The 26,546-nt window shown below is 62.9% G+C and carries 18 protein-coding genes; 11 read left to right on the top strand and 7 right to left on the bottom strand.

All coding sequences use genetic code 11. The annotated features are described in order from the left end of the window. The 8 genes from PRZ01_RS03670 to PRZ01_RS03635 all read left to right on the top strand — a co-directional run bounded on the left by PRZ01_RS03670 (window position 1) and on the right by PRZ01_RS03635 (window position 11,629). Complete coding sequence (locus PRZ01_RS03670) at window positions 1-696, top strand: flagellar basal body L-ring protein FlgH (protein ID WP_273595413.1); 696 nt, start codon at window positions 1-3, stop codon at window positions 694-696. A gap of 43 nt (window positions 697-739) precedes the next feature. After that, a complete protein-coding gene (locus tag PRZ01_RS03665) occupies window positions 740-1,873 on the top strand; it encodes a flagellar basal body P-ring protein FlgI (protein ID WP_273595412.1) in 1,134 nt (377 codons plus the stop codon). Between the two features lies 1 nt (window position 1,874). Continuing rightward, a complete protein-coding gene (gene flgJ, locus PRZ01_RS03660) occupies window positions 1,875-2,762 on the top strand; it encodes a flagellar assembly peptidoglycan hydrolase FlgJ (protein ID WP_273595411.1) in 888 nt (295 codons plus the stop codon). 34 nt (window positions 2,763-2,796) lie between these two features. Further along, a complete protein-coding gene (flgK, locus tag PRZ01_RS03655; RefSeq protein ID WP_273595410.1) occupies window positions 2,797-4,794 on the top strand; it encodes a flagellar hook-associated protein FlgK in 1,998 nt (665 codons plus the stop codon). 33 nt (window positions 4,795-4,827) lie between these two features. Next, a complete protein-coding gene (gene flgL / locus PRZ01_RS03650) occupies window positions 4,828-6,042 on the top strand; it encodes a flagellar hook-associated protein FlgL (protein ID WP_273595409.1) in 1,215 nt (404 codons plus the stop codon). A gap of 25 nt (window positions 6,043-6,067) precedes the next feature. Next, a complete protein-coding gene (locus tag PRZ01_RS03645; protein WP_273595408.1) occupies window positions 6,068-7,252 on the top strand; it encodes an EAL and HDOD domain-containing protein in 1,185 nt (394 codons plus the stop codon). A gap of 100 nt (window positions 7,253-7,352) precedes the next feature. Then, window positions 7,353-10,886 carry a PAS domain-containing sensor histidine kinase gene (locus PRZ01_RS03640; protein WP_273595407.1) on the top strand — a complete coding sequence of 1,178 codons (3,534 nt, stop codon included), beginning with the start codon at window positions 7,353-7,355 and terminating at the stop codon, window positions 10,884-10,886. Between the two features lie 113 nt (window positions 10,887-10,999). Next, window positions 11,000-11,629: a response regulator gene (locus PRZ01_RS03635; RefSeq protein ID WP_273595406.1), complete on the top strand. Its 630-nt coding sequence runs from the start codon at window positions 11,000-11,002 to the stop codon at window positions 11,627-11,629. 58 nt (window positions 11,630-11,687) lie between these two features. Here PRZ01_RS03635 and PRZ01_RS03630 read toward each other — a convergent pair whose 3' ends face one another. Continuing rightward, on the bottom strand, window positions 11,688-13,169 hold the full coding sequence (locus PRZ01_RS03630; protein WP_273595405.1) for a sensor histidine kinase: 1,482 nt from the start codon (window positions 13,167-13,169) through the stop codon (window positions 11,688-11,690). Between the two features lie 394 nt (window positions 13,170-13,563). Here PRZ01_RS03630 and PRZ01_RS03625 point away from each other — a divergent pair, with 394 nt between their 5' ends. From PRZ01_RS03625 to PRZ01_RS03615, 3 genes are read left to right on the top strand one after another with little or no spacing between them, the layout of a single operon-like run. Beyond that, window positions 13,564-13,974: an Hpt domain-containing protein gene (locus tag PRZ01_RS03625; RefSeq protein ID WP_273595404.1), complete on the top strand. Its 411-nt coding sequence runs from the start codon at window positions 13,564-13,566 to the stop codon at window positions 13,972-13,974. A gap of 29 nt (window positions 13,975-14,003) precedes the next feature. Then, window positions 14,004-16,286, top strand: coding sequence for a putative bifunctional diguanylate cyclase/phosphodiesterase (locus tag PRZ01_RS03620; RefSeq protein ID WP_273595403.1), 2,283 nt, complete (start codon window positions 14,004-14,006; stop codon window positions 16,284-16,286). A gap of 13 nt (window positions 16,287-16,299) precedes the next feature. Beyond that, window positions 16,300-18,237 carry a GGDEF domain-containing protein gene (locus PRZ01_RS03615; RefSeq protein WP_273595402.1) on the top strand — a complete coding sequence of 646 codons (1,938 nt, stop codon included), beginning with the start codon at window positions 16,300-16,302 and terminating at the stop codon, window positions 18,235-18,237. 72 nt (window positions 18,238-18,309) lie between these two features. On the opposite strand, the gene PRZ01_RS03610 is transcribed toward PRZ01_RS03615, so the two are convergent. From PRZ01_RS03610 to flhB, 6 genes are read right to left on the bottom strand one after another with little or no spacing between them, the layout of a single operon-like run. Further along, a complete protein-coding gene (locus PRZ01_RS03610; RefSeq protein ID WP_273595401.1) occupies window positions 18,310-19,692 on the bottom strand; it encodes a methyl-accepting chemotaxis protein in 1,383 nt (460 codons plus the stop codon). A gap of 58 nt (window positions 19,693-19,750) precedes the next feature. Further along, window positions 19,751-20,464 (bottom strand): RNA polymerase sigma factor FliA, encoded by a 714-nt coding sequence (locus PRZ01_RS03605; RefSeq protein WP_273595400.1) that lies wholly within the window; start codon window positions 20,462-20,464, stop codon window positions 19,751-19,753. A gap of 18 nt (window positions 20,465-20,482) precedes the next feature. After that, on the bottom strand, window positions 20,483-21,319 hold the full coding sequence (locus PRZ01_RS03600) for a MinD/ParA family ATP-binding protein (protein ID WP_273595399.1): 837 nt from the start codon (window positions 21,317-21,319) through the stop codon (window positions 20,483-20,485). Window positions 21,320-21,337: 18 nt separating this feature from the next. Beyond that, window positions 21,338-23,068 (bottom strand): flagellar biosynthesis protein FlhF, encoded by a 1,731-nt coding sequence (flhF, locus tag PRZ01_RS03595; protein ID WP_273595398.1) that lies wholly within the window; start codon window positions 23,066-23,068, stop codon window positions 21,338-21,340. After that, window positions 23,065-25,167 (bottom strand): flagellar biosynthesis protein FlhA, encoded by a 2,103-nt coding sequence (gene flhA / locus PRZ01_RS03590; protein ID WP_273595397.1) that lies wholly within the window; start codon window positions 25,165-25,167, stop codon window positions 23,065-23,067. Before flhA ends, flhF begins: the two co-directional genes overlap by 4 nt. After that, on the bottom strand, window positions 25,164-26,363 hold the full coding sequence (gene flhB / locus PRZ01_RS03585) for a flagellar biosynthesis protein FlhB (protein ID WP_273595396.1): 1,200 nt from the start codon (window positions 26,361-26,363) through the stop codon (window positions 25,164-25,166). The genes flhA and flhB overlap by 4 nt, the downstream gene beginning before the upstream one ends. Between the last annotated feature and the right edge of the window lie 183 nt (window positions 26,364-26,546).

Below are 26,546 nucleotides of genomic sequence, written 5' to 3'. Positions count from 1 at the left end.
ATGAACATCCTGCCCGCCAAGCGTTCCGCCATCACCCTTGCCACCGCCCTGCTGTCGGCCGCCCTGGCTGCCTGCGGCACGATCTATCCCGAGCCACGGGTCGATCTGCAGTACACACCGGTCGTGAACCTGCCGCCGGCACCCAATCTGGCGCCCAACAATGGCTCGATCTACCAATCGGTCAGTTACCGGCCTTTGTTCGAGGACCACCGTGCGCGGCTGGTGGGCGACACGGTGACGATTCAGATTGTCGAAAAGGTCACCGCCAGCCAAAGCTCCACCAGCGCGCTCAACAAGAGCGGCACGCTGTCGGGCAGCGTCTCGGCCGTGCCATTCATCAGCCCCAGCGCGTTCAGCAACGCTTCTACCACGGCCAGTTCCACCACAACGGCCGCGGGCAAGGGCACGAACGAAAACACCAACGATTTCTCTGGCAGCATCACCGCCGTAGTCACGGCCGTGCTGCCCAACGGGCACTTGATCATCACCGGTGAAAAGCAGATCGGCGTGAACCACAACGTCGATGTTCTGCGCTTTTCGGGCCAGGTCGATCCGCGCGCCATTGCGCAGGGCAATGTCGTGCCTTCGGCATCGGTGGCGAATGTGCGCATTGAGCAGCGTGGCCGCGGCGCCACCTCTGATGCGCACGGAATAGGCTGGTTGTCGCGCTTCTTTTTGAACCTTTCACCAACTTAAGTTTGCGCAGAATCGGTCGCAAGAGTCCCTCTTGCCGACCATCATGCAAACCACCTCATCTCACCTCCTTCGCAACACGCTGGCCCTGACCCTGGCGCTGTGTGCCGGCCTGTTGGGATGGGTTGAAAACGCCGTCGCCGCCCGCATCAAAGAAGTCGCCTCGGTCCAGGGCGTGCGCAGCAACTCCTTGACCGGCTATGGTCTGGTCGTTGGCCTGGACGGCACGGGCGACCAAACCACCCAAGCCCCCTACACCGGCCAAAGCCTGACCGCCATGCTGCAGCAGTTTGGCGTGATGCTGCCCCCGGGCATCACCATGCAGCCGCGCAATATCGCCGCCGTCATGGTCACGGCCTCCCTGCCCGCCTTCGCACAACCCGGCCAGCAACTCGACATCAACGTGTCGTCGGTGGGCAATGCCAAGAGCCTGCGTGGCGGCACGCTGATCTCCACGCCCTTGCGCGGCGCCGATGGCCAGGTCTACGCCATGGCGCAGGGCAATCTGATCGTGGGCGGCGCCGGCGCCTCCGCCGGGGGCTCCAAAGTGCAGATCAACCATTTGTCGGCCGGCCGCATTCCCGCAGGCGCCAGCGTGGAGCGCTCAGTCGCCACACCGCTGCAAAACGGCGACTTCATTCAGCTGGACCTGAACGCGGCCGACTACAACACCGCCCGCGCAGTGGCCCTGGCCATCAACCGGGCCAAAGGGGCTGGTGTTGCCCAAGCTGTGGACGGCCGTGTCGTGCGGGTGCGCGCCCCCAGCAACCCGGATGAACGCGTGAGTTTTCTCGCCGATATGGAAAACCTCCCGCTGGAGCTCAGCGACCCGGCGGCCCGCATTGTCATCAATGCCCGCACCGGCTCGGTGGTGATGAACCAAGCCGTCACGTTGTCGCCCTGTGCGGTGGCGCATGGCAGTTTGTCGGTCACCATCAGCTCGACCCCCGTGGTGAGCCAGCCCAATGCCTTCTCGGGTGGCCAGACCACTGTGACGGAAAAAACCGATATCTCGATCAAGCAAGAACCCGGCTCGTTGATTCAGCTGCCTGCCGGGGTCAAGTTAGCGGAGGTGGTGAAGGCGCTCAATTCCCTGGGCGCCACACCACAAGACCTCTTGGCCATTCTGCAGGCGATGAAAAGCGCCGGCGCGCTGAACGCCGAGCTTGAGGTGATCTGACATGGCAATCTCTACCGCCGCCCTGGCTGCCAATATGGGCAGCACCCTGGGCGCATCCAATATCGGCACCGACAACCGCAGCATCGAATCGCTGCGGTCGGCGGCGGCACGCGACCCCAAATCGAACATCCGCGAAACGGCCAAGCAATTCGAGTCGCTGTTCATGCAGGAGGTGATGAAAAGCATGCGCGCCTCGACCATGTCCACCGGCATGCTGGACAACCCCGGTAGCCAGATGGGCACCGAGATGCTGGACACCCAGTTCGCCGGCAAGATGACCGGCCTGCCCGGCGGTCTGTCAGACGCGATTGCCCGTCAGCTGCAGCGCCAGATGGGTATCAGCGACAAGACCGATGCGAGCAATACCACCTTGCAGCCCCTGCCCGCCCTGGCCAAGAAGGGCATTGCGCCGCACGTGCAGAGCTTCATCCAGAAACACGACAGCGCCGCCAAGGCCGCTGAAGCTTCGACCGGCATCCCCGCCAGCTTCATGCTGGCGCAGGCCGCGCATGAATCGGGTTGGGGCAAGCGCGAAATCATCGCCAAGGACGGCACACCGTCCTACAACGTCTTCGGCATCAAGGCCACGCCGGGCTGGACTGGCAAGGTGGCCGAGGTGCAGACCACCGAGGTGATTGACGGCAAGGCGCAGAAAGTCACCGCCAAATTTCGCGCCTACGGCAGCTACGCCGAGGCATTTCAAGACTACGCCAAGCTGATTGGCAACAACGACCGTTACCGCAATGTGGTGGCGCAGGCGCGCACCGGTAGCGCCGAAGGCTTTGCCCGTGGCCTGCAAAAGGCCGGCTACGCCACCGATCCCCAGTACGCCGAAAAGCTGGCCCAAGTCATCAACACCACGGTGCGTGTGCAACGCGCCCTGGCCTGATCGACGTCACCCCAGAGTCATGAGGATCTGACGCATGAGTTCATTGCTGTCCATCGGTGTGCAGGCGATGTTCGCCAACCAGGCTGCGTTGCAGACGGTGGGCCAGAACATTGCCAACGCCAATACACCCGGCTATTCGCGCCAGTCCGTCGTCTTGACCACGCCTGACGGGCAGTTCACTGGCGCGGGCTATTTCGGCAAAGGCGTCACGGTGCAGACCGTGCAACGCTCCTACAACGAGTTTTTAACCAAACAAGCGGCCAGCACCAAGTCCACGGCCACCATGGACTCGACGCGTGCCACCTCGCTGGGCCAGTTGGAAAAATTGTTTCCGCCTGGCGACACCGGCATCGGGCATTCGATCAGCCAGTTTCTCAACTCCATGGTAGACGTGGCCAGCCGCCCGGCCGACCCCTCGGCCCGTCAGGTGGTGCTGGGCAGTGCCTCTGAAGTGGCAGCCCGCTTCTCCAATGCGGGTCAGCAACTGGTGGACATGCAGGCCGGCGTGGTCAGTGATTTGAAGGCCAATGTCTCCGTCGTCAACGAGCTCAGCGCACAGATCGCCGCGGCCAACAACCAAATCGCCGCCGCCAACGGCACCGGGCAATCGCCCAACGATTTGCTGGACAAGCGCGACCAGTTGATTTCCCAGCTGAGCGAGTACGTTCAAGTCACGACCCTGCCCTCCAACGACGGCACCCTGGGCGTTTTCATCGGCGGCGGGCAACGCCTGGTGCTGGGCAACAACGCCCAAAAGCTCTCGGTCACCGCCGACCCCTACGACAACAATGCCGCCACGGTCAGCATCAGTGAAACCACCGGCCCGCGTGCGTTGGACGCCAGCATCTTGACCGGCGGCTCGATCACCGCCCTGCTGCAGTATCAGAACAAAGACCTGAAAGACGCCCAAAACATGTTGGGCCAGATGTCCGCCGCCCTGGCCACGCGCATCAACGACCAGCAGGCGCTTGGGCTGGACTTGTCCAACCCTCCGGGCAAGGGCGCGCCCCTCTTTACCTTTGGCGCCCCACGGGCCTTGCCGGCAAACACCAACCTGCGCAACCCGGACGGGACATTCACCTCGAATGTCAACATGACCATCACGGACGCCAAGCAACTGCAGGCCAGTTCGTACAAGTTGGAGGCCGACCCCAGCGGCGCAGCGGGCAGCTACCAACTCACTCGCCTGAGCGACGGCGTGAAGCGGACCGTGGTGGACGGCGACACCGTGGACGGCTTCAGAATCAACTTCAGCGGTGCAGCACCCTCCTCGGGGGATACATTCAAGCTTGAACCGGTGGCCGCCGCGGCCTTGAACATGAAGCGCGCACTGGACCAGACCAGTGGCATTGCCGCCGCCTCACCGCTGGCCGCCACCACGGATGTCAACAACAAAGGCACGGCCACCATTGACTCGATCTACGCGGTCAACAGCAAATTCGACGCGACCAAACTGCCGATGAGCCTCGCCTTCGGCGGCGCCGACCCGGCCGATGCCAACAAGGTGCTGTACACCCTGACCCTGGCTGACGGCAGCTCCTACAGCAGCAGTTGGGGCGCGGGCCAAGCCATCGGCAACCAACCCAACGCCAGCCCGCCGATCGACCTGGGGTTTGAGCTCAATCTCAATGGCGTGCCACGTTCGGGCGACAACATTACCGTGGCGGCCACTAAGTTTCCGTCCGCCAACAACGGCAACGCCAAGGCCATGCTGAACATCCAGACCGAGACCTTTGTCGGTCAACGACTACAGCCGGACGGCAGCATGGCGTTGGGCAGCACCATCAACGACGCCTACGCCACGGCGATGAGCGACATTGGCTCGCGCGTGCAGGGAGCCACCTATCTCTCCGGCGTTTCCACCACCGTGGCCGCCAATGCGGACGCCGACAAATCCAGCCAGTCCGGTGTCAACCTGGACGAAGAAGCCTCACGCCTGATGCAGTACCAGCAAGGCTACCAAGCCGCAGCCAAGGTGTTGCAGGCAGCCCAGAGCATGTTCGACCAACTGCTCAAGTTGGCCGGCCAGTAAGTCGACCAGTAAAGACGATCAAGGAAGACCATCATGCGAGTTTCAACCGCCAGCGCCTTCGACGCCAGCATTGCCAACCTGCAGCGCCGGCAACAGCAACTGCAAGACACGCAGCAGCAACTCACCTCGGGCAAAAAAATTTCCCAAGCCAGCGACGATCCAACAGGCGCTGCGCGTGCCGAGCGCGCCATGGTCTCCATCGACCGGGTGGACGCCAACCAGCGCGCCCTGGAGGCCAGCCGCAACAGCATGACGCTCAGTGAATCGGCGCTGGGCGACTCCAACGAAATCCTGCAACAGGTGCGCGAGGCCATGGTCGCCGCCGGCAATGCCAGCTACACGGACACCGAGCGTGCGGGCCTGGCCACCAAAATCGCCGGCTTGCGTGACCAATTGCTGACGATTGCCAATCGGCCCGACGGCTCGGGCGGCTATCTGTTCGCCGGCCAGGGCTCCAGCACACCGCCTTTTTTGGACCAGAACGGCGGCGTGAGCTTCACGGGTGTACCGGGCACCATCCAGACCGGCAATATGGACAAATACCCGCTGAGCGTCAACGGGCAACAAGCCTGGGAGCAAGCCGCCACGGGCAATGGCAGTTATGTGACCGCCGACGCGCCCAATGCCAACACCGGCAACCCCGCCAAAGGCTGGATTGACGGCGGCCGGGTCACCGACCCCAGCCTGCTCACCGGGCACGACTACACCATCCAGATCACCGGCACCGCGCCGGCGGCGCAGAGCTACTCGGTGAACGACACCACGCTGGGCACCTCCGTGATTTCCGGCCCCTACACACCGGGCAAAGCCATTTCAGCTGACGGCATGGCATTCACCATCTCCGGCGCACCGGTGGACGGCGACAGCTTCACCGTTGCGCCGTCCACCCATTCCCTCAAGGTCTTTGATGTACTGGACCGCGCGGTGGCAGATCTGAAAACGCCCTTGCGAGGTCAGGCACAGATCTCGCAGTCCAATTCAGCACGGATTCGTGATTTGGATTCAGTGATGAGTAACTTGCAAAATGCACGGACTCAGGTGGGCGAACAAATGAATAATCTGGACAACTCCGAAAGCCGGTTGTCGGCCATCAAGCTCTACAGCAAGTCCGAACAATCGGCCGCGGAAGACTTGGACATGACCCAAGGCATTTCGAATTTCCAGAACCAGCAGTCCGGCTATGACACCGCGCTCAAGACCTACGCCATGGTCCAGCGCATGAACATGTTCCAGTACATCTCCGGTTGACCCCCTCTCCAACAGCCCAGGCCACATGAACTATTCTTTTTTGGGCGCGGTTGCGCTTGGCTTTTCACCCCTGATCGACCGTCAGCGCATGGTTACCGCCACCCGGTTGACCTTGATGCCCCTGCGCCCCGATGCCAAGCTGGCCGCCGACGAGGTGCTGGCCGGCATGGCCGAAATTTGGCCCGCCAGTGGCGGTCGCATGGTACTCAACGTGCTCAACGAAGCCTTGCTGAGTGAATTGCTGCAAGCCCAGCCCAGTCCCAATATCCTGATCGAAGTGCCCGCCTTCATGGCGGGCGACGCCGAATTGGCACCGCATCTGCAACGACTGAAGGCGACGGGTGTCACACTTCTGCTCAAAGGCGCACCGGCCCAAGCGCTGGCGCCGGAGTTGGAGGCGTGCTTCAAGTTCAATGTGCTGGACGAAGGCGAAGCCAGCCTGACCGTGCCCGCCGGCACGCCCCGCCTTGCGCGCCTGATCTCAGGCCTGCGCACCAGCGAGGCCATTGATGCCGCCTTCAAACGCGGCGCCGAAGGCGTGCTGGGCTGGCCCATGCAAGGCGCTTATGAACAAGCGCCAGGATCGCCCAAGAGCGAAATCCAGGCGGACCTACAGGTGATTGTCGAGCTGATGTCCAGGGTGGACCAGGACGAGGACATTGAGCGGTTGGAGCAAACCCTCAAACGTGACCCCAGCCTGGCGTTCAAGCTGCTGCGCTACCTCAACTCGGCCGCTTTCGGGCTGCCAGTGGAGGTGTCCTCCTTCCGCCACGCCATCATGCTGCTGGGTTACCCCCGCTTAAAGCGCTGGCTGGCCTTGCTGCTCACCACAGCGAGCAAAGACCACAGCATGCGCCCCATCATGTACGGTGCCCTGCGGCGCGGCTTGCTGATGGAAGAATTGGCCAAGAGCATGAGCGACAACGAGTTGCGGGACGAAATGTTCATCTGCGGCCTGTTCTCGCTGCTGGACCACATGCTCAAGCAGCCGTTCTCCAAGTTGCTGCAATCCATTCCTATGCCCGAGCGGGTGCGCCAGGCCCTGGTCGACGGCAACGGGCCCTACCAGCCCTATCTTGAATTGGTGCACGCCATCGAGAACGAGTCGGTGTATGACTTCCGCAGCGCGGCGGAGCAATTGATGCTGGGCGCTGAAGAGATCAACCAATGCGTGCTGCGTGCCCTGGCCAAAGCGGCGCAACTGGAGTGAAGACTGCCTCGTACATCGCGGTATGTGCGTCCCAATCAGTACCTTGCGAGCTCGGGCCGTAAACTCCGCCGCAATGCCGCACTCTTCGCACCCTCTATCGATGTCGCCGCTCAGCCAACTTTCCCTGCTGCCCCAAGATTTGGTGGCAATGCAGGGCTTGCTGAGCTTGATCAGCGACCCCGTTTTCTTGTTGGGAGAAGAGCTGGAGTTGCTGGAGGCCAACCCCAGCGCACTGGCTTTGCTCCAGCAAGGCAAGCCCCTCCACGCCCTGCAAACCAGCCATGGTGGCCGCCTCGGCGACTGGCTGCGGTTGGCCAGCCGGGCCCTGCTGGAAGGGCGCCGCGGCCCACCGGCACCTGGGCTCAAGCTGGACGGGGGCCAGCGCACCACGCTGAACCTGCTGCCCTGCCAACCTCACGACAAGCAGCCCGTCTGCTGGCTCTTGCACCTCAAGATGGAGGACAAGGCCCGGGTGAGCATGGGCAAACGCACCGGCAAACCGCCGCAGGAGCCAGCAGCACGCACAAGCCCACCCAGCGCACAAAACACAGTGTCCCCCGAAGTCACGCGGGACGAGCCTGCCAGCAGCCCGCAGCAACATCAACAACCACATCAGGCGCCTCAGCCCCCGCACCCCCATCCAGGCAGCGACGCCGCCCTGCGCGAACAGGTGCTGCGTGAGCAGATCGAGCGCAGCCAAGCCGAATTGGGGCACTGGCTGGCCTTGAGCCCGCTGCCCATGGTGCTGTTCGACGAAACCGGCCTGCTGCTGCGCAGCAACACCGCCTTTGCTGAACTCTGCCTGGAGCAACCCGTGACGCTCCAGCAAGCCGATCCCGCCTTGCAAGTATTGCTGAGCTGGGCGCAAAAGCATCCGTCAGAAGCACTCCGGCACGCCCGTAACTGCATCCAGACGCAGGCCAGCCTGATTGACCCGACGGGCCGCACACGCTGGTTCACCGGGCGCATTCAAGCCCTTGACGCCGCCTCGTCCAGCCGCAGCTTGCCACGACGCTTCATGGCCATTTTGGAAGACCGCAGCTCTGACCAGGAGCGCGATCTGGCCTACCAGCAAATGGATGCACTGATGGACACCGCCAGCGTGGGCCTGGCCACGTTCGCGCAAGACGCCGGCTGGCTTCGCCCCCGCAGCAGCAAGAGCGCCAAAGGCCAGGCCGACAGCCGCCGCAACACGCTCACCGGCCTGCAAGGCGTTGGGCGCGACATGGTCGAGCCGGCCTCGCTGCCGGAGTTTGAGCGTCTTCAACGTGCGCTCAAAAAGGGCGACCGCGTCGAAGTACGTTACGCGGTGCGACACCCTGAATTGGGCAGGCGGTGGCTGCTGACCCGCGTTGAACCCGGCCAACTCAATTCAGGCCAACGCACCACCTCGGTGGTGACCCTAGATGTGACCGCCCAAGCGCAGGCGGAGAACCGCAGCGAGCAGTTGCTGCATGAGCTGCGCACCATCATGGACGGGGCGGGGCTGGGTTTGGCCTATTTTCGCGGCGACAAATTGCAGCGTTGCAACCACGGGTTCGAGCAAATGCTAGGTCTGACCGAAGCCATGCCCGCAGGCACGACAGTGGCTCAGATGTTCGGCGCCCTGCCCGAATTGTCGGACCAAGTGCAAAAAGCCCTGGAGCAACTGGAAGAACTGCAGACCTTCGATGCCGAATTTCTGCAAGTCGGCAGCGAGGCCATGACCCCGCGCTGGTTGTCACTGAGCCTGCGCCGCGTTCATCCCCAGGAGGCGACCAGCGATGCCAGCACCCGCCCTACCCGCAGTGAAACCATTGCCGTCATCAGCGACATCAGCCGGTTGAAAACCCAGCAAGCCGAGCTGGAAGCCCTGGTGCAGGACCGTGAAATGATGTTCAGCCTCTCTGACGTGGGCATCGCCATTCTGCGTGACGGCCGCATTGCGCGGGCGAATGACGCCTTGGCTGCACTGACCGGTTACCGCATCAACGAACTCGGCGGCTTAGCTCACGCAGAGCTGTTTGAAGACCCACAAGAGTTCAAACACCACAACGACTTGGTGCAGGCCGACTTGCAACGCCAAGGCCTGTGGCGAGGTGAGCGCCGTGTGCGTCGGCGTGATGGCTCCATGCTGTGGATGCAGATCAGCAAACGGGTGATGCGCCCCGGCGCCCCGGACGAAGGCCTGATCGCCACCTTTGTGAATGTGGATGACCGCTGGCGCGCCCAACAGTCCTTGATGCTGCAGACCGAACGAGAGCGCGCGGTGCTCGACTCGGTGCTGGTAGGCATCGTGACGGTGGGCCGGGGTGGCATTGAATGGATGAACCGCTCCGCCCGCCGCATGTTCGGCGCCGATTTGAGCGAGTTTGCCGGCCAGCCCATGAGCATGGTGGCCACACCCGATCCCGATCACCCCTTTCGCCAGACGCACTACCTGGACGAACTCACGGAGGGCGAAACCGAGGCCTTTGAGTGCCGCCTGAAGGCGCGGGACGGGCGTGAGTTCTGGGTGGTGGGCAATGCCGTGGTGACGGGCTCGCGCAGCAGCGGGCGCCAACTCACCTATGCGCTGCTGGACATTGATCGCCGCCGGCAAGCCGAGGCCCAAACCCAGCAGGCGCAAGCCTCATTGTCTCGCATCATTGAGGCCGCACCGCTCGCCATCAGCTTGCACGACGCAAAATCCCTGCAAGTGGTCCAAATCAACCAGGCTGCAGCGACTCTGGCCGGACGCCACGAAGCCGAGCTGCTGGGCGCCACCCCAGAAGATCTGTTCGGCCGGGAGCAAGGCGAAGTCATCCGCCGCGACATGCTGGAGGCCCTGCAAGCCGGCGCAGTCACCCAACGCGAATACCGCTTGGGTTCGGACGAACAGATTCGGGTCTGGGATGCCCGCTTCTTGCATCTGGCGGGCACCACCGACGGCGCTGACGCCAACGCCGACGGTGCCCCCGAGCAACTGCTGCTGGTGGCCAGCGACGTGACCGAACACCGGGCTGCAGAAGAAGCCCGCCTGCAGGCCGCCATCTCGCAGCGCGAATTGCTGGTGCGTGAAGTGCACCACCGCATCAAGAACAATCTGCAAGGCGTGGCCGGCCTGCTGCAACAGATTGCGGCACGCCGCCCCGAGGTGGCGCCGGTGATCAGCGAGGCGGTGGGCCAAGTGCACGCCATCGCCCAGGTCTATGGCCTGCAGGTCGGCAGCTCCGGCCCGCTGATGGTGCGACGCGTGATGGAGGCCATCATCGGCTCGGTTCAACGCATGTCCGGGCGCCAGATCAACACGCAAGTCGAGGGAGAAACGGCCGAACAGTCCTATGCCTGGGCACTCCCTGAGGCCGAATCGATTCCCATCGCCCTGACCCTCAACGAGTTGCTGACCAACGCCATCAAACACAGTCCCAACAGCAATGTGCAATGCACCTTGATCTGCGAGCGTGACCATGTGGCGGTGGAAATCATCAACCCCGGCCACTTGCCGCCCGACTTCAATCTCGCCCTCGTGCCCGGGGGTGTATCCGGCCTGGGCCTAGTGCGTGCGCTGTTGCCCCGACGCACGGCCGTGTTGACGCTCAGCCAGCGCGATGACCACGTGGTCTGCCGTGTAGACCTGTACCCCCCTAGTGTGAGCCTCAATAACGCCCCTTAGATGCGGGGTTCCACGCAGACCCCACCCACAAGGGCAGGCTTGGATTCAGCGACAATGACAAGCACAAGGCCGACGCTGTCCGTCGGCCACCTTCCAGCACAGGACCTCCAACGGTGAGCAGCAAGGGCAAGATTCTGGTGGTTGACGATGACCGGCTGGTACTGGCAACTTTGACCTATGGTCTGGCCCAGGCCGGCTTTGAAGTCATCGATGCCGACAATGGCGACGACGCCATTTTGTTGGCGCGCGAGCACCGGCCAGAGCTCGCTTTGCTCGACATTCGCATGGAAGGCATGAGCGGGTTTGACGTGGCGGCCTATCTGCGCGAATACCTGCAGATTCCCTTCATGTTCTTGTCCGCCTTTGCCGACGATGAAACCGTGGCCAAGGTGAAGGAGCTGGGCGCGGTGGCCTATCTGGTCAAGCCGCTGGACATCCACCAGATTGTTCCCGCGGTGGAAGCCGCGTTCGCCAAACGCGGGAGTTCACCCACTGCGTCAATCGCCACGCCCCCCATGATCGGGACGGCCGCAGCCACAATCGCGACATCCCCTGCTGATGTACTCGATCAAGTGAGCGCCATGGCGGTGGGCATCTTGATGCACCGCTACTCTTTGTCACGCTTGCAGGCCCTCTCGCGCCTGCAAGCGCTGTGCGAGAACGAAAGCCGCAGCCTGGACGACTCGGCCCGGCGCCTGGTAGAAGCCACCGAACTCTTGGCCTTGCCGGCGTCGCTCAAGTAAGGGCTTAGAACTTGTTGCCGGGCAAGGGCACCCGCAGCAACAAGCCCTCAGGGCGATCTCAGCCCCCCGGCAGTGTGAAGTAGAAGCGAGCGCCCGCACCCACCTCAGACTCGGCCCAGATTTCACCCCCGTGGCGGCGGACGATGCGCCGCACTGATGCCAAGCCCACGCCGGTCCCCTGAAAGTCGCTGGCGCTGTGCAGGCGCTGGAACACGCCAAACAAGCGGTCGGCAAAGCGCATGTCAAAGCCCGCGCCGTTGTCGCTGACCCGATAAATCCACGGGGCGTCAGCCGTTTCGTCCCGTTGCGCCTCGAAACGAATTTCTGCCTGCTCGCACTTGCTGCTGTACTTCCAGGCGTTGCCCAGCAAGTTCTCCAGCACCAGCCGCAGCAAGGTGGGATCGCCGTGCGCCAGCATCTGGGGCTGCACATGCAGGCTGACCCGCCGCTGCGGCGTGGCGCGCTGCAACTCGTCCAGAACAAATTCCGCCATTTGCGACAAATTGACCGGTTGACGCGCCAAGGGTTGCGATGAAAGCTGGCTCAAGGAAAGCAGCGAATCGATCATGCTGTTCATTCTTGACGCCGCACCCATGACGCGGTCCAGGTGATCATTACCGATGCGATCGAGCAAGCGGCCATAGTCTTCTTTGAGGATGCGCGCAAAACCCTCCACCACCCGCAGCGGCGCCCGCAGATCGTGCGACACGGTATAGCTGAACGAGGCCTGCTCCTGGGCTTCAAAGGCTTGCGCCTGCATCTGGGCGTGCATCTGGGCCTTCAACTCTGTGGCCATCTGCAATTGCGCCGCGTCGGCCAAGCTGCCAAGCAGGCTGGCACTGCCCGCCGCCGGGCCGCCTCCCATGCTGGCATCACCCTGTACGCCAGCCACCTCGGCCGAGGTGCAAGGAATCGATACCCCCTCGTAGCCACCAAAACGTCCTTGGGCGTCCCAACAGGCCAGCGCCACCCACCGCCAACTCGGCGCAGACTCCGCACCCAATTCACGCACACGGCAATCCAACTCAGGGCCTTGCTGGCGAAGCAATCGCTGCAAGGCAGGCGCATCAGCCACCCGCGCGCCTGCGCCTTCAGCCCCATCAACCCTAACGTCAAGGCCGCACGGGCTCAACAGTCCCCAGCGATGCCACAAGGGCATGGCAGGCGCAGCGGTCGGTTCATTCAGCAAGCGGTGCTCGGCGTCACTGCGCCACAAGGTATCGCCCTGCAACTGCAACAACTTCAGCCGCCTGAGGTCTTGCGCACGCAGCGCCTGCAACTGCGCAGCCTGCGTCTGAAGCGTGAAGCGCCGGCTGACCCACGCTGCCAAACCGGCTGCCCCCCCCAGCGCCAGCAGGCAGGACCACACCAGCAAAATCTTGCCCGCCCACTCCGCTGCCACTGCACTGCTTGAATTTTGAACCAGCACCCACGCCACGACGCCAGGCAAAAATGCTGCAAGGGCCAGTAGACAGCCCCATACCGTGAGTACCCCCGGCTTGGTATACACGGTGTTTTGGGCATCACTGGCACTGTTCATGGCTGGGCATTGTAAAGATGCACAGCACCACATCAGGCGAGTTTTACGCCCCTGTGCAGTGCGATTTCACCGACGTTTCACATGAGATTCAGCCAATTTCTCAGCCTCTGGGAAAAGCCCCCTAAAACGCCGGGAATTCATCTGACCATGATCATGATGGGGGAGGCCGTCTCAGGCTACATTGCAGACTAAGAACTTGTCCTCAAGCGACGAGGCGGCTTGAACCATCGGCAGCACTGGCAACCGAGGACCAAAGTCGCAACAATTTAACGCCCGAAACGTTCTTCTCAACATGCAGACGCGCTCTTTGCCAGACACTCCACCGCTTGACGACAGCATCAGCAGCGCGGATCGCTGTGATGACTGTGCGCCACAGCCACTTGAGGGAGATGTCATGTCACTCGGTCCCGAGCTTTCGCCAAGCGGCGTTGCCTGCGCCGATGCGGGCGCCTGCCTGGACCCCGTGGCCATGGAGCGCCTGCACGAGTTGGACCCGGACGGCAGCAATAAGTTGGTGGAGCGTGTCATCGACGCCTATTTGAAGTCGCTGGATCGCATGGTCCCTGACTTGATTCGCGCCCGCGATGCCTCACCTGACTTGAACGTCATCCGCCACGTGAGTCACACCCTCAAATCCTCGTCCGCGAGCCTGGGGGCCTTGCAGTTGTCAGAAATTTGCGCGGGCGTTGAGCTGATGGTGCGCGACGGCCAAACCGCCGGCATAGACAAGCAGCTCGACCTTATGCTTGAATCCCTCGCACAAGTAAAACAGGCCTTGATGGCGCTTTTATCGGGTCAGCAATGAATCCAGTTGGCACAATCGTAGGCACTGCCATGAGCACCAGCGCACCGGGCACCGACTCGCACGGGCTGGATGACGGCGTGCCTGCCCAGCCCAAGGTCTTGCTGGTGGACGACGACGAAGTCAATCTGCTGCTGACCGCCGCTGCTTTGAGCCAACGCGGCTTCGAACTGATTACCGCTTGCAATGGGCCAGACGCCTTGCTTCGGATGGCTGACAGCTCGCCCGACATCATCGTGCTCGACGCCATCATGCCCGAAATGGACGGCTTTGAAACCTGCCGCCGCCTGCGTGAGCTGCCAGGTTTTGAGTCCTCACCCGTGCTGATGCTGACGGGCCTGGATGACGAGGCTTCGATCAACCTGGCCTACCAGGTCGGGGCCACTGACTTTTTCGTCAAAACCCCCCAATGGAGTTTGCTCGCCGGGCGCCTGCGCTATTTGCTGCGCTCCTCGCGCACCCGCATTGAACTCGAACGCAGCAAAGCCAAGCTGGCCCGGGCGCAAGATTTGGCCCGGATGGGCAGCTTCGAGTGGCAACAACAGCGGGGCTTTCATTTGGCAACGGAAGCGCTGCGCGTCTTCGGCCGCGGGCCTCACGACCACCTCGACTTCATCGGCGTGATGCGCATGGTGCCCCACGAAGAACGGGTGCTGTTCCTGCGCCTGCTGCGTGATGTGCTCGCGCACAACTCCGTGCTGGTCACCGATCTGCCCGTGACGCTGCTGGACGGGCGGCAGCGGGTCGTTCATATCGAGGCCGAGCCCGAGTTCAACGAGCAAGGCAATGCCAGTGGCTACACCGGCGTGCTGCAAGACGTAACCGACCGCCGCCACGCGGAAGACCGCATCCGTCAACTCGCCCATTTCGACGCCCTCACCGGCTTGCCCAACCGGCGCCAACTGATCTGGCGCGTTGAACGCGCCATCGAACAGGCCCGCCGCGGCGGCCACGAGGTTGGTTTGCTGCTGATCGACCTGGACCGCTTCAAGATCATCAACGACACCCTGGGCCACCAGGCCGGTGACGAGTTGCTGATCGAGGTAGGTCGACGCCTGCGCGCCTGTGTGCGCCACTCCGATCAAGTCATGGAAGGCATGCTGGAAACCATCGGCGGGCGCTCCCACCGCACCCTGGAGGCCGTGGGCCGCCTGGGCGGCGACGAGTTTGTCGCCTTGCTGCCTGAAATCAACGACGAACGCGACGCCGAGCGCGTGGCCGAGCGCGTTCTCGAATCCCTGCGCGAGCCCATCTTCATCGCCGGCCAAGAGTGCTTTGTCACCGCCAGCGTGGGCATCGCCATCTACCCCCGCAACGGTCAGACCATGGCCGATCTGCTGCGCAACTCCGATGTGGCGATGTATGCGGTGAAATCGCAAGGGCGCAACGCCTCGGCGCTCTACACCCCGCAGTTGGCGGGCCAAGGCCGCGAAAAGTTGGAGCTTGAAACGGCCCTGCACAAGGCGCTGGAGCGCGGTGAAATCGTCCTGCATTACCAGCCCAAAGTGGACGTGCGAGGCGCCCGCATGGTGGGTGCCGAGGCGCTCATGCGCTGGCGGCGTGGCGACAAGCTTGTGCCCCCGGGCGACTTCATTCCGCTGGCGGAAGAAACCGGCTTGATCGTGCCGCTGTCTGAATGGGCACTCAAAGAGGCCGCCCGGCAAGCCAAGATCTGGCAACTGAATTTCGGCTTCGCCGATTCCATCGCCGTGAATCTGCCGAGCCGCATGTTCGAGCGCTCCGATTTGGTTGAACACATTCACCAGTGCGTCAGCGCCTATGGCGTACCGCATCGCTCGATCCAGCTGGAAATCACCGAAAACAACCTGATGAAAGACCTGCAGAACGTCATCCCGGCGCTGCACCGTCTCAACGAAGTCGGCGTTGAAATCTCCATTGACGACTTCGGCACCGGCTACTCCTCGCTCGCCTATCTGACCACCCTGCCCATCTCTGAGGTCAAGATCGACCGCACCTTCGTGCGCGACCTGGGCATCACACCGCAAAGCTCAGCCGTGGTCACCGCCATCATCGCGCTGGCCCGCGCCATGGGCTTGCGCGTGATCGCCGAAGGCGTTGAAACCCTGCGGCAGATGGATGTCCTTCACCGCCTGGGATGCAGCTTGATGCAAGGCTTTTTGTTTGCCAAGCCACTCCCCCCCGAAGAGGTGGAGCTCTGGCTTTCGCAGACCGTGCTGCCGCGCAAGGCGCCCTGGATTGCCCGTGCCGACGCCGATGCCAGCCTGATCGACGCCGAGGCATCTGACCTGACCCAACAACTCGGCCTGTTGCGCCCACCCGGCGGGCAACGCTGAAGGAAGCCCATCTATGGACGAGCGTCGCACCCCGACCGCCCGTGCGCCTGCCGGCGCCACCAGCGCGCAGATTGCCAAAGCGGCGTTTCTGCGACTGGCACAAGCCCAATTGGAGCCGACGCCCGAAAATTACGCCCGCGCCTACGCGGTGGAGTCCGGCACGGAACCCGCCCCGGCCGCACTGCCCGAGCGCGTACAGACCTTGATGTCCAAGCTGCTGACCCTGGGCGTTAGCAGCAATCAGGCGCGCCTCGATCTTCAGGTCTGTCTACGTGAAACACGCTGGGACGATGCCCTGCGGCAAGTTGAGCGACTGCAGCAAACCTCCAGCCCCGGCGCCCAGGCGGACGCCCTGGCGCAAGTGCTTGAACGCCTGGTCCGGGGCCTTGAGCGCGGTGGACGTCAGTGGACCGTCGCCCGCAAGAAGGACGGCCTGCAACGGGTGCTTGAAGGTAACCGCAGCGACAGCCAGCGTCTGGTCAAACGACTGCAACAGCTGGTCGCCAGTTGGGACTCGGACGTTGCCGACGCCAACATCGCCACCACGGACGACGCAGGCGGCACGCCCAGCCAGTTCTTCATGGATGAAGATTTGGGCCTGAGCGATTTCGGCGACGAGTCAGCACTGAACCCCAGTCCCGCAGGCACTACACCGCCGGCACAAGCTACGCCACTGGCGCCAACCTCCCCTGAGCTCCAGCACTGGCCCCACATCGGCAACAGCCTGCACGAGACCGTTCAACACGCGCTGCAAAGCCCCGAACGCTATGCCGACGAGTTGATGGCCGAGTTGAAGACCGCACAGCAGCAATTGCTGAGGCTCGGCACAACAGCCGAGTCTGCCGCCCACATGGAGCAGCTGTGCCAACGGGCTCGGCACATGCTGGACCATCGCCAGCACATGTTTGTCGAGCTGGGGCAGTTGTGCCGTGAACTCAGTGCCAGCCTGGTCGACTTGGCTGAAGACGACTCTTGGGCGCGCGGCCAGTGCGAGGCAATGAACAACACGCTCGAGCAAGGCTTGAGTGGCCGCGGGGTGCGCACCGTCAGTGAACTGCTGGTCAACACCCGGGAGCGCCAACGCATCCTGCGCGACGACCGCCGCAAGGCCCGTGACTCGCTCAAGTCCATGATTCACCAGATGCTGGCGGAACTGGGCGAATTGGGCGAGCACACCGACCGCTTCCAAACCAGCGTCGGCCGCTATGCCGAAGTGATCGAAAAAGCCGACAGCTTGGAGAGTCTCGCCGGCGTGGTCCGCGAGATGGTGAGCGAGAGCCGCAGCGTGCAATCGCTCGTCAAAAAGACGCAAGAGCGCCTCAGCCACGAACACGAAAAGGCCAGCGCACTGACCCGCCGCGTTGAGTCGCTTGAAAACGATCTGCTGCGACTCTCCAACGAGGTGCAGACCGACCAACTCACGCAAATCGCCAACCGGCGCGGCCTGCTGGCGGCTTTCGCCACCGAACAAGCCAAACTCGAACGCGAAAGCGGCACCGCTGAAGGAGCCATTGTTGGGGCAGGCACTGGAACCGACGCAAACGCCGACCATCAGCGCATCGCCCTGGCCCTGCTGGACATCGACAACTTCAAGAAGCTTAACGACACGCTGGGCCATGGCGCGGGCGACATCGCCCTGAAATCCCTGGCCGAACGGGTGTCAGCCTCCCTGCGCCCCGGGGATCTGGTGGCCCGCTACGGTGGAGAAGAGTTCGTGCTGATGCTGCCCCGCACCCCGGTCGACGAGGCGCAAGCCGTCTTGCAACGCCTGCAACGCGCCCTCTCCGCCAGCCTGTTCATGCACGAAGGCAAAGACGTGTTTGTCACCTTTTCAGCCGGCGTCACTTTGTACCGCCCCGGTGAATCCCTGGAAGCCGCACTCGACCGCGCCGACGTGGCCTTGTATGAAGCCAAGCACACCGGAAAGAATCGTGCTTGCGTGGCGCCTTGAACTGACGTCAGACCTTCGCCACGAACCTGCGGCCACACGCCTTCGGTGCCGGCTCAGCGTGTGTCGATAGCCTCAGAAGCTGAAAGCCAACCGCACGCCGCCCCAGTGCCGCCCCGCAACCATGATGGGCGCTGAGACCTCCTTCAGCAACACGAAGCGGCCGCCGCCCATGTCGCGGCGATAGGTTTGCAACAAGAAGGGTCGCTCGTTGCGTGCCGAAGCCAAGCCAGTCCGGTCGTTGAAGATGCGGCGATAGCGGCTATTGGCAGTATTCCAGACCACATCGCCCGGGCGCTGAGGCTGACAGTACTGGTTGTTATGCACCGGTACATAACCGTTATGGTCAACGGCAATGCAAAACACAATGCGTTTGTCGAGCGCCAGTACCGGCTCCTGAATTGGGGGCAACAATCGGTCCGCCAAGGGCACGAATTGCGTCTGGAATTGAGGCGGTTCAGTGCCGGGGATAGGCTGATAGTTTTGATCAAAAAGCTGAGGCGGGGTGATTTTCGAGGAGCGCAGCGCCGCTTCAAGCTGCTGGGCGATGGTCGCCGCGGCGTCTTGGGCCGCCCTGATGAAAAGAGCATCGTCCACTTCAACGCCCGATTCAGCGATTTCCTCAATCAGCTCTTCGGACATCGTCAAGAGCCGGTCACTGCAGGCCAGCGACTCCGACAGATTGCGTTTCGCCGTCTGCACTTCCACCGCCAGCGCATTGACGCACTCGGCGAGCGACAAGCTGGTGCTGTCGCTGTTTTGGGCTGACTTTTCGATGCGTGCCACATCCGACTCGACGTCAGCGAAGGCTTGGTGGATCACACTCTTCTTGACTTGTGAGGAATCTGCAGCAACCAGTTCGCGGCTGAAGGCATTGACACGGGCATCCAGCGCCGCAACCGTCCCCATGATGGATTTACTGGAAAGTTCGACCTGGGCTGCCAGATCCTTGACCGCATCGGCCACCACCCCAAAACTGCGACCGGCATCGCCTGCACGTTTCGCCTCGACCGAGGCATTGAACGCCACCAACCGGGTTTGCAGGGCAATTCTGGTAATTTGTGAAGCGGCGTCCGACACTTGGCTCAGGGTCTGAACAATTTCGCCGACTTCTTGGCCGATGTTTTCCAGAGCTTGACGCGCCCGGACTACCGCGCCACCCGTTTGAGACGTGGCCGCACTGATGGCCTGCTGTGCGTTGCGCACCTCTGCCAAATCGATCGACAAAGCGGCCATGCATTGGGCCTGAGACTCCACAACCTTTTGCGTGTCTTCCAGAACGCCGCGCACCTCGGCGGCATTCTTGCCAACCTTGGACACTGAGTTGGCCAAGTGGCCAACCAGCCTGAGCAAGATGGGTTGCGCCAGATTCTCTTGTGGCTCGGCGTTTTTGTGATCCGTTTCAGGCGTCGGGCCTGTATTTTTTTGCCGCCATGCGCGTTGGCCCCATCCGAACATGTGATCTCCTCCAGAATCTTGGCAGGTTCATCCGCACGTTTTTTGAAGACCGGGCGTGTCACCAGTCCCGCAGTTTGACGCGCAGGCGTGCAATCGCCTGGCTGTGCAGTTGGCAGACACGCGACTCGGTTACCTTCAAAACCACGGCAATCTCTTTCAGATTCATGTCGTGCTCGTAGTACATGCTCATCATGAATTGCTCGCGCTCGGGCAGATTCTTGATGGCGGCCACCAGTGCTTCGCGCATGCGGTGGTCCTGCAGCTTGAGCATGGGGTTATTGCTGTGGTCGGCCACATGGCGATCCAGAAAGTCCTCGTCGCCTTCGTCGCCCGACATGTCTTCCAGGTACACCAGTTGGGTGCCGCGCACCTTGCCCAACAAGTCCTGGTAGTCGGCCAGGCTGACACCCATTTCCGCGGCGATTTCGCTCTCCGCAGGCGCGCGGCCAAGCTTTTGCTCCAGCTTGCGTACGGCACTCTCGATGTCGCGTTGCTGGCGGCGCGTGCCACGGCTCATCCAGTCGCCGCCGCGCAGCTCGTCAAGCATGGCGCCGCGAATACGCTGGGTGGCAAACGTCTCGAACTGCACGCCCTGACCCACGTCGAAGCGCGAAAGCGCGTCGGTCAAACCGATCAGGCCGACCTGGATGAGGTCGTCGATTTCGATATTGGCAGGCAGTTTGGCGATCATCTGATGGGCCAGGCGGCGCACCAGTGGGCTGTATTGCTTGATGAGGGAGGAATTGTCGAGTCGACCTTTGGCGGTATACATCATCAGCTCCAGCGGCGGTCAATAGGAGGTGGCCAAAGCCGCACGGGCCGGTGCGGCGGGCTTGCGGAAGCTCGTTGGGACGGGCGGGCGCAGGGGGCTCGCGTCGATCGAGGCTTCCAAAGCGGCTCCCGGAGGGGCCGCCATCAACAACTCACGGGCCATGTGGCGAATCTCGGCAGAAATCGGAGCGCTGGACGGTGTGCGCGGGTCCAGGCACGCCCAGTCGCGCAGCACGGCGCCCAAAAAGCCGTCAGCGCAGCTGCTGAGTTGGGCCGCGATGCGGTCTGAAAGACGCAGTTGCGGCGAGCACGCCAGCAAGAGGCTGTACACCATCAAACCGGCCCGGCCCGCCAGCCACTTCATGCCGGCGTAGGCGTGGGTGACGCTGTTGGAATCGGTGTCGGCGAGCAGCACAGGGCGCACTTCACGCAGGGCCACCACGCGCGCCAGTTCGGCGGCGCTGGCGTGCAGCAAGACCACATCGGCCTGCGGCGCAGCATCTGTCACAACTTCCAGAAACTGGGCGGCGGAACCCTTGGCGTTGATGTAGCGCATCGGCAAGCCGCGTGCAGCGAGGTAAGACACATCCTTAGAGAGCATCTCCACGCACGCCCCGAGGTCCACTGAGGCCAGCTCGGAAGGCACCGGCGCCGATTCACCTGCATCGACCACCAATGTGTGCAGGCCGAGTTCAGCGAACGCTGCGCAAAGGCCTTCCAGCAAAACGCCAGCACCCATCACATGCGGGTTGCTGACCACGGGGATGAAACGCACCCGCGAGGTGGCGAACAAGCGGCGCAGGCCGTGAGCCTGATCCTGCGGCGCAAGTGCTTGGGGAGTGAAGTCGCGCATCATGAGATGTCCTGGAACTTGTTAGTGCGTGCCCATTGCGGCGGCATGGCGGGAGGCAAGCGCGGGGCTCCCGGCGAAAATCAGATTCACGTCGGCGCTGTCCATGCGCCAGGCGCCAACGGCGGCACTGCGCAGGGCACGTTGCACCAAGGCCTGTGCCGACAGGCGGTGCCAGTCTTCAGGCACGCGCTGGCCGTTGGTCACGCCCAGCACCTTGAGCTTGTGGCGGATCAGGGTGTCCAGTGCCGGGGCTAGCTTGACAGCCTCATCGATCTTGGAGAGCACGACGCCATGGCAGTCGTTGGCTCGCCATGCTGTCACCACGTCTTCAATCGTCTCGCCTTGCTGGGCGGCGTTGACCACCAAAATCTTGGCGATGCTGCGATGGGCCAGCATTTCCAGCAACTCATGGGTGCGGCTGTCGCGCTGGGCCATGCCTGCCGTGTCGATCAAAACCATTTTCTTGGCCGAGAGCAGGTCCAGCAAGTCTTCCAGCGAGCTGCGGTCGTGCGCGGTATGCACCGGCACGCCCAGGATGCGGCCGTAGGCGCGCAGTTGCTCATGGGCACCCACCCGGTAGGCGTCCAGCGTGATCAACCCCAATTGCGAAGCGCCATGGCGCGTGGCGAAGGCCGCGGCCAGCTTGGCGGTGGTGGTGGTCTTGCCCACGCCGGTGGAGCCGATCAGGGCGAACACGCCGCCCTGCTCTTCCAACGGCGGGTTCATGTCGTCGGTGATCAGGTTGCGCGACAGCACGTGGGCGGCCCAACTGGTTTCATCCGCGGCTTCGCCAGCTTGACCGGCTTGGCCGGGTTTGGCGGGCTTGAATTCGTTAGGGCAGCCTTCCACAAGCTTGCGCACCAGGGCGGGCGAGAAACCCACTTCCAGCATCTTCTGGGTGAGGCGGGCCTGCATGGGCTGGCGCTGCAGCTTTTCCATGAAGGCCAGCGCGCCGAAGCGCTCTTCGATCAAGCCCTTCATCGAGCGCAGCTCGTTCATCATGTCTTGCTGATCACGGCGGCCGCGGCCGGGCAAATCGGGCAATTCGCCCAAGCCTGCCAAGTCACGGGTGCCCGCTGCCGGCACGCGGATTTCGTCGCGCAGCACAGGCGGCGCAGACGGTGCCTGGCGTGCAATCGGCGCAGCCGGTGCCTGAGCGGCAGCACGGCGGGGTTGCATGGCTTGCAAAGCGGCCTGCGCGCGCTGCTGCCGGGCGGCCGCCAAAGAACTGACGCCCATCGCTTCAGGCTCCGGCTCGGGCTGTGCGGCCAAGGGATCGGGCAAACCATCAATTTCAGCCTGGCGACGCTTGAGCACGCGCTCACGCACATAGTCCTGGAAGGACAAGGTGCTCATCGCCAGAGTTTCAACATCATGGCCCACGTCATCCACGGGATCCGTATAGCCGAAGGTCGGCTCGCTGCGAGGCACCTGGCCGTTCGATTGCCCCGTACGGGCTGCAAAACTGCGGTTGCTAGATGCTCCGGCTACCGAGCCAGAAGACACGCCAGCTGCTTGCACGGTATTGGGCGCACCAGCGGGGCGCGCCTGCACTCGGCCAGGCGAACTGACACGGGGTGCGCTGGCAGCCACACGTTCAATCTGAGACATACCTTCGGGGGCCATGGCCAGCACCTCGACGCCTTCGGCGCAGGGCTTGTTGGACAAGACAACCGCGTCGTCACCGAAAGCCTTGCGCACCAGCGCCATGGCTTCACGGGAATTGCGGGCGGTGAAGCGTTTCACATTCATGCTGTGCCCCCGATGATGGAACCGATGCGGATCGAATGAGTTTCAGGAATTTCGCTGTGGCCCAGCACTTTCAGGCGGGGCGCGGCGCGGCGCAACAGGCGGGCCATCGGCGCGCGGATCAGGTCAGGCACCAGCAGGCAGGCCGGCACGCCGCGATCTTCCTGGGCTTGGGCGGTTTCTGCAGCGCTGCGGGCCAACGTGTCGGCCACACCAGGGTCCAGGGCAGCGCCGTGGGGGGAATTCAAGGCCTGGGTGACCAGGCGCTCCAGCTCGGGCTCCAGGGCGATAACGTCCAGCTCCTTCACCGGGCCGTAGATCTGCTGCACGATGGCCGGGGCGATGTGCATGCGGATGCGGCGGGCCAGCTCGGCCGGGTCGGTCACGCTGGCAGCGTTCTCCGCCACGCTCTCCACGATGGAGCGCATGTCACGGATGTGCACGCCCTCTTCCAATAAGAGCTGCAGAACTTTTTGCAGTGAAGCGATGCCGAGCATTTTGGGTATCACGTCTTCAATCAGTTGAGGCGCTTGTTTGGTCAGGTGTTCCACCAGCGCCTGGGTCTCCACACGGCCCAGCAACTTGCCTGCGTGGACTTGCATCAAGTGTGAAAGATGCGTGGCAATCACGGTCGAGCAATCAACCACGGTAAATCCGGCCATTTGCGCCATTTCCTTCTGCCGGTCATCAATCCACACCGCCGGCAGGCCAAAGGCTGGATCGGTGGTGGAGGTACCTATCAGCTTCTGAGTAGCATGGCCGGGGTTGATGGCCAGCCACATGCCTGGGAAGGCCTCCGCCTCGCCGATCACAGCACCGCGCAGCGAGAGGCGGTACTGGCTGGGGCGCAGCTCCAGGTTGTCACGAATGTGAACGGATGGCGGCAAAAAGCCGACTTCTTGCGCGAACTTGCGCCTAACACCCTTGATTCGACTGAGAAGATCACCCTCTCTCGACTTATCCACCAGGGCGATCAGGCGGTAGCCCACCTCCAGGCCCAGCGTGTCCACGGGCACCAGATCGTCCCAACTGGCCTCAGCATTGGCGTCGGTAGGGGCGGCCGTCGGGCTGACCTGTGCAGCCTGCTGCGCCTGCGCGGCGGCCAGTTGTTGTTTGTTGCGCAGCCACCAAGCCAAATAGCCCATGCCACCCGACATCAGCAAAAACACGACATGGGGCATGCCTGGAATCAAACCCAGCAGGCCGATCACCCCCGCCGTGATGGCCAAGGACTTGGCAGAGCCAAACACCTGCTTGCCGATCTGGCTGCCAATGTCTTTGTCGGTACCCACCCGCGACACAACCATAGCGGCCGCGACCGAGATCAGCAAGGCGGGCACCTGCGCCACCAGCGCATCGCCCACGGCCAGCAAGATGTAGGAGTTGGCGGCCTGCCCGGCGGACAGCCCATGTTGGGCCACACCGATGATGAAACCGCCCACGATATTGATGACCAGAATCAAGATGCCGGCCACCGCGTCGCCACGCACGAACTTGCTGGCACCGTCCATGGAACCGAAAAAGTCGGCCTCGTCGCCCAACTCGGCCCGGCGGCGTTTGGCTTCTTTCTCGTCGATCAAGCCGGCATTCAGGTCGGCGTCCACCGCCATTTGCTTGCCGGGCATGGCGTCCAGGGTGAAGCGCGCGCCGACTTCAGCAATACGCTCCGCACCCTTGGTGACCACGATAAAGTTGATCACCACCAGAATCGCAAACACGATCAGGCCAACGGCAAAGTTGCCACCAATCAAGAAGTGGCCAAAGGCCTCAATCACCTTGCCCGCAGCACCGGTGCCGGTATGCCCTTCCAGCAGCACCACGCGGGTAGAAGCCACATTCAGCGACAGGCGCAGCAAGGTGGTCAGCAGCAGCACCGTCGGGAAGGCTGCGAAGTCCAGCGGACGCACCATGCTGGAGGCCACCATCATCACCATCACCGCCATGGCGATGTTGAAGGTGAACATCAGGTCCAACGCAAAAGGCGGCAGGGGCAACACCATCATGCCCAACACCATGCACACGGCGATGGGCGCGCCCAAGGCGCTCAGCACGGCGGCGCGGGGCCCCAGAATGGCTTGCAGGCGGGAAATCAGCGGGTTCATGCTTCAGCTCCCAGGAAATCGTCTTGCTCTTCCTCATCCACCGGATGGGACTCGCGCCAACCCGGCTTGTTGTGCGGGTCCAGCTCCGGCGGCACCTGTGGATCGGGCTGCGCCGGCGCGGCGCTTCGGTTCGCCATTGCCTGCTTGAGTTGGTACACATAGGCCAGCACCTGCGCCACCGCGCCGAACAGCACGGCCGGAATTTCCCGATCAACCTCGGCATGCGCATACAGCGCACGCGCCAACACCGGCGACTGCAGCACCGGCACCTTGGCGTCCTTGGCCAAGTCGCGAATCTTCATCGCCAGCAAATCGGCACCCTTGGCCACCACCTTGGGGGCGGCCATCTGCTTGTCGTCGTATTTGAGGGCCACGGCGTAGTGGGTGGGGTTCATCACCACCAGATCAGCCGAGGGCACGGCGGCCAGCATGCGGCGCTTGGCCATCTCGCGCATCCGGGCACGCATGCGGCCCTTCATTTCCATATTGCCTTCGTTTTCTTTCATTTCCTGCTTAACCTCTTCGCGGGTCATGCGCATGCGCCGCATGTACAACTGGCGCTGCAGGGGCACGTCAATGACAGCAAACAAGGCCAGGGCAATCGCCAGCAAGGCCATACCGCTCATCAATTGCTGGCCAGCGTAGGCCAAGGCGGCCGGCAAAGGCACCGACATGATGCCCACGTAAGCAGCCATGCGGTCTTTCAATACCATGGCGCCAATGGTGCCCAGCACCAAAGCCAGCGCCACGGCCTTGGCCGCCTGCCCCATGCCCTGCCCGCTCACCAGGCGGGCAAAGCCGGTCAGGGGGTTGAGGTGGGAAAAATTGGGGGTCAACGGCTTCATCGTCCAGTTCCAGCCGCCCGACGCGATATTGCTCAGCACGCCCACCGCCATCAGCACGCCCACGATGGGCAACATGATCTGGAAAAAGTTCAGCGTCAGCGCCCACAGATGCTCGCCCATGAAGCCAGGGCGGGCCAGCAATTGCGCGTCAAAACTCAGTGCGTGGGTCAGCATGCCTTGCAACTGATCCACCACGCTGGGGCCGCCCACGCTGAGAATGGCGCCGCCCGCAACCATCATGGCGAAATGGGGCAAATCACGCGAACGCGGCAGCTGGCCTTCTTCCCGAGATCTTTTGATCTTCTTGGCGGAGGCCGGTAAATTCCTGTCTTGTGCGTCTTGGTCGGCCATGATGAATGCGTAGATGCGAGCCTGCTTCTTGCTCGCCACGCCATTGTTGGCCGCCGCCCGAAAAACTTAAGCCCGATAAGGGCCGGGAAATTGGCGGTGATCCGCGCTATTGATAGGGATACGCCGTCGAGCGGGCGCCTCTCCCCCACAAGACAGTGAGTTCAATCCAGTTCCAGCCCGGCA

The sequence above is a fragment of the Roseateles koreensis genome (assembly GCF_028595305.1).
GTDB lineage: Bacteria > Pseudomonadota > Gammaproteobacteria > Burkholderiales > Burkholderiaceae_C > Paucibacter_A > Paucibacter_A koreensis.
This window is presented reverse-complemented; position numbering and strand designations above follow the sequence as displayed.

Excerpts from the sequence above, each read along its gene's own strand:
- flhB (WP_273595396.1), bottom strand. The coding sequence starts at position 26,363 with ATGGCCGACCAAGACGCACAAGACAGGAATTTACCGGCCTCCGCCAAG.
- flgJ (WP_273595411.1), top strand. The coding sequence starts at position 1,875 with ATGGCAATCTCTACCGCCGCCCTGGCTGCCAATATGGGCAGCACCCTG.
- PRZ01_RS03610 (WP_273595401.1), bottom strand. The coding sequence starts at position 19,692 with ATGTTCGGATGGGGCCAACGCGCATGGCGGCAAAAAAATACAGGCCCG.
- PRZ01_RS03630 (WP_273595405.1), bottom strand. The coding sequence starts at position 13,169 with ATGAACAGTGCCAGTGATGCCCAAAACACCGTGTATACCAAGCCGGGG.
- PRZ01_RS03625 (WP_273595404.1), top strand. The coding sequence starts at position 13,564 with ATGTCACTCGGTCCCGAGCTTTCGCCAAGCGGCGTTGCCTGCGCCGAT.
- PRZ01_RS03640 (WP_273595407.1), top strand. The coding sequence starts at position 7,353 with ATGTCGCCGCTCAGCCAACTTTCCCTGCTGCCCCAAGATTTGGTGGCA.
- flhA (WP_273595397.1), bottom strand. The coding sequence starts at position 25,167 with ATGAACCCGCTGATTTCCCGCCTGCAAGCCATTCTGGGGCCCCGCGCC.
- PRZ01_RS03615 (WP_273595402.1), top strand. The coding sequence starts at position 16,300 with ATGGACGAGCGTCGCACCCCGACCGCCCGTGCGCCTGCCGGCGCCACC.
- PRZ01_RS03645 (WP_273595408.1), top strand. The coding sequence starts at position 6,068 with ATGAACTATTCTTTTTTGGGCGCGGTTGCGCTTGGCTTTTCACCCCTG.
- flgK (WP_273595410.1), top strand. The coding sequence starts at position 2,797 with ATGAGTTCATTGCTGTCCATCGGTGTGCAGGCGATGTTCGCCAACCAG.
- PRZ01_RS03665 (WP_273595412.1), top strand. The coding sequence starts at position 740 with ATGCAAACCACCTCATCTCACCTCCTTCGCAACACGCTGGCCCTGACC.
- PRZ01_RS03600 (WP_273595399.1), bottom strand. The coding sequence starts at position 21,319 with ATGATGCGCGACTTCACTCCCCAAGCACTTGCGCCGCAGGATCAGGCT.
- PRZ01_RS03670 (WP_273595413.1), top strand. The coding sequence starts at position 1 with ATGAACATCCTGCCCGCCAAGCGTTCCGCCATCACCCTTGCCACCGCC.
- PRZ01_RS03605 (WP_273595400.1), bottom strand. The coding sequence starts at position 20,464 with ATGTATACCGCCAAAGGTCGACTCGACAATTCCTCCCTCATCAAGCAA.
- flhF (WP_273595398.1), bottom strand. The coding sequence starts at position 23,068 with ATGAATGTGAAACGCTTCACCGCCCGCAATTCCCGTGAAGCCATGGCG.
- flgL (WP_273595409.1), top strand. The coding sequence starts at position 4,828 with ATGCGAGTTTCAACCGCCAGCGCCTTCGACGCCAGCATTGCCAACCTG.
- PRZ01_RS03620 (WP_273595403.1), top strand. The coding sequence starts at position 14,004 with ATGAGCACCAGCGCACCGGGCACCGACTCGCACGGGCTGGATGACGGC.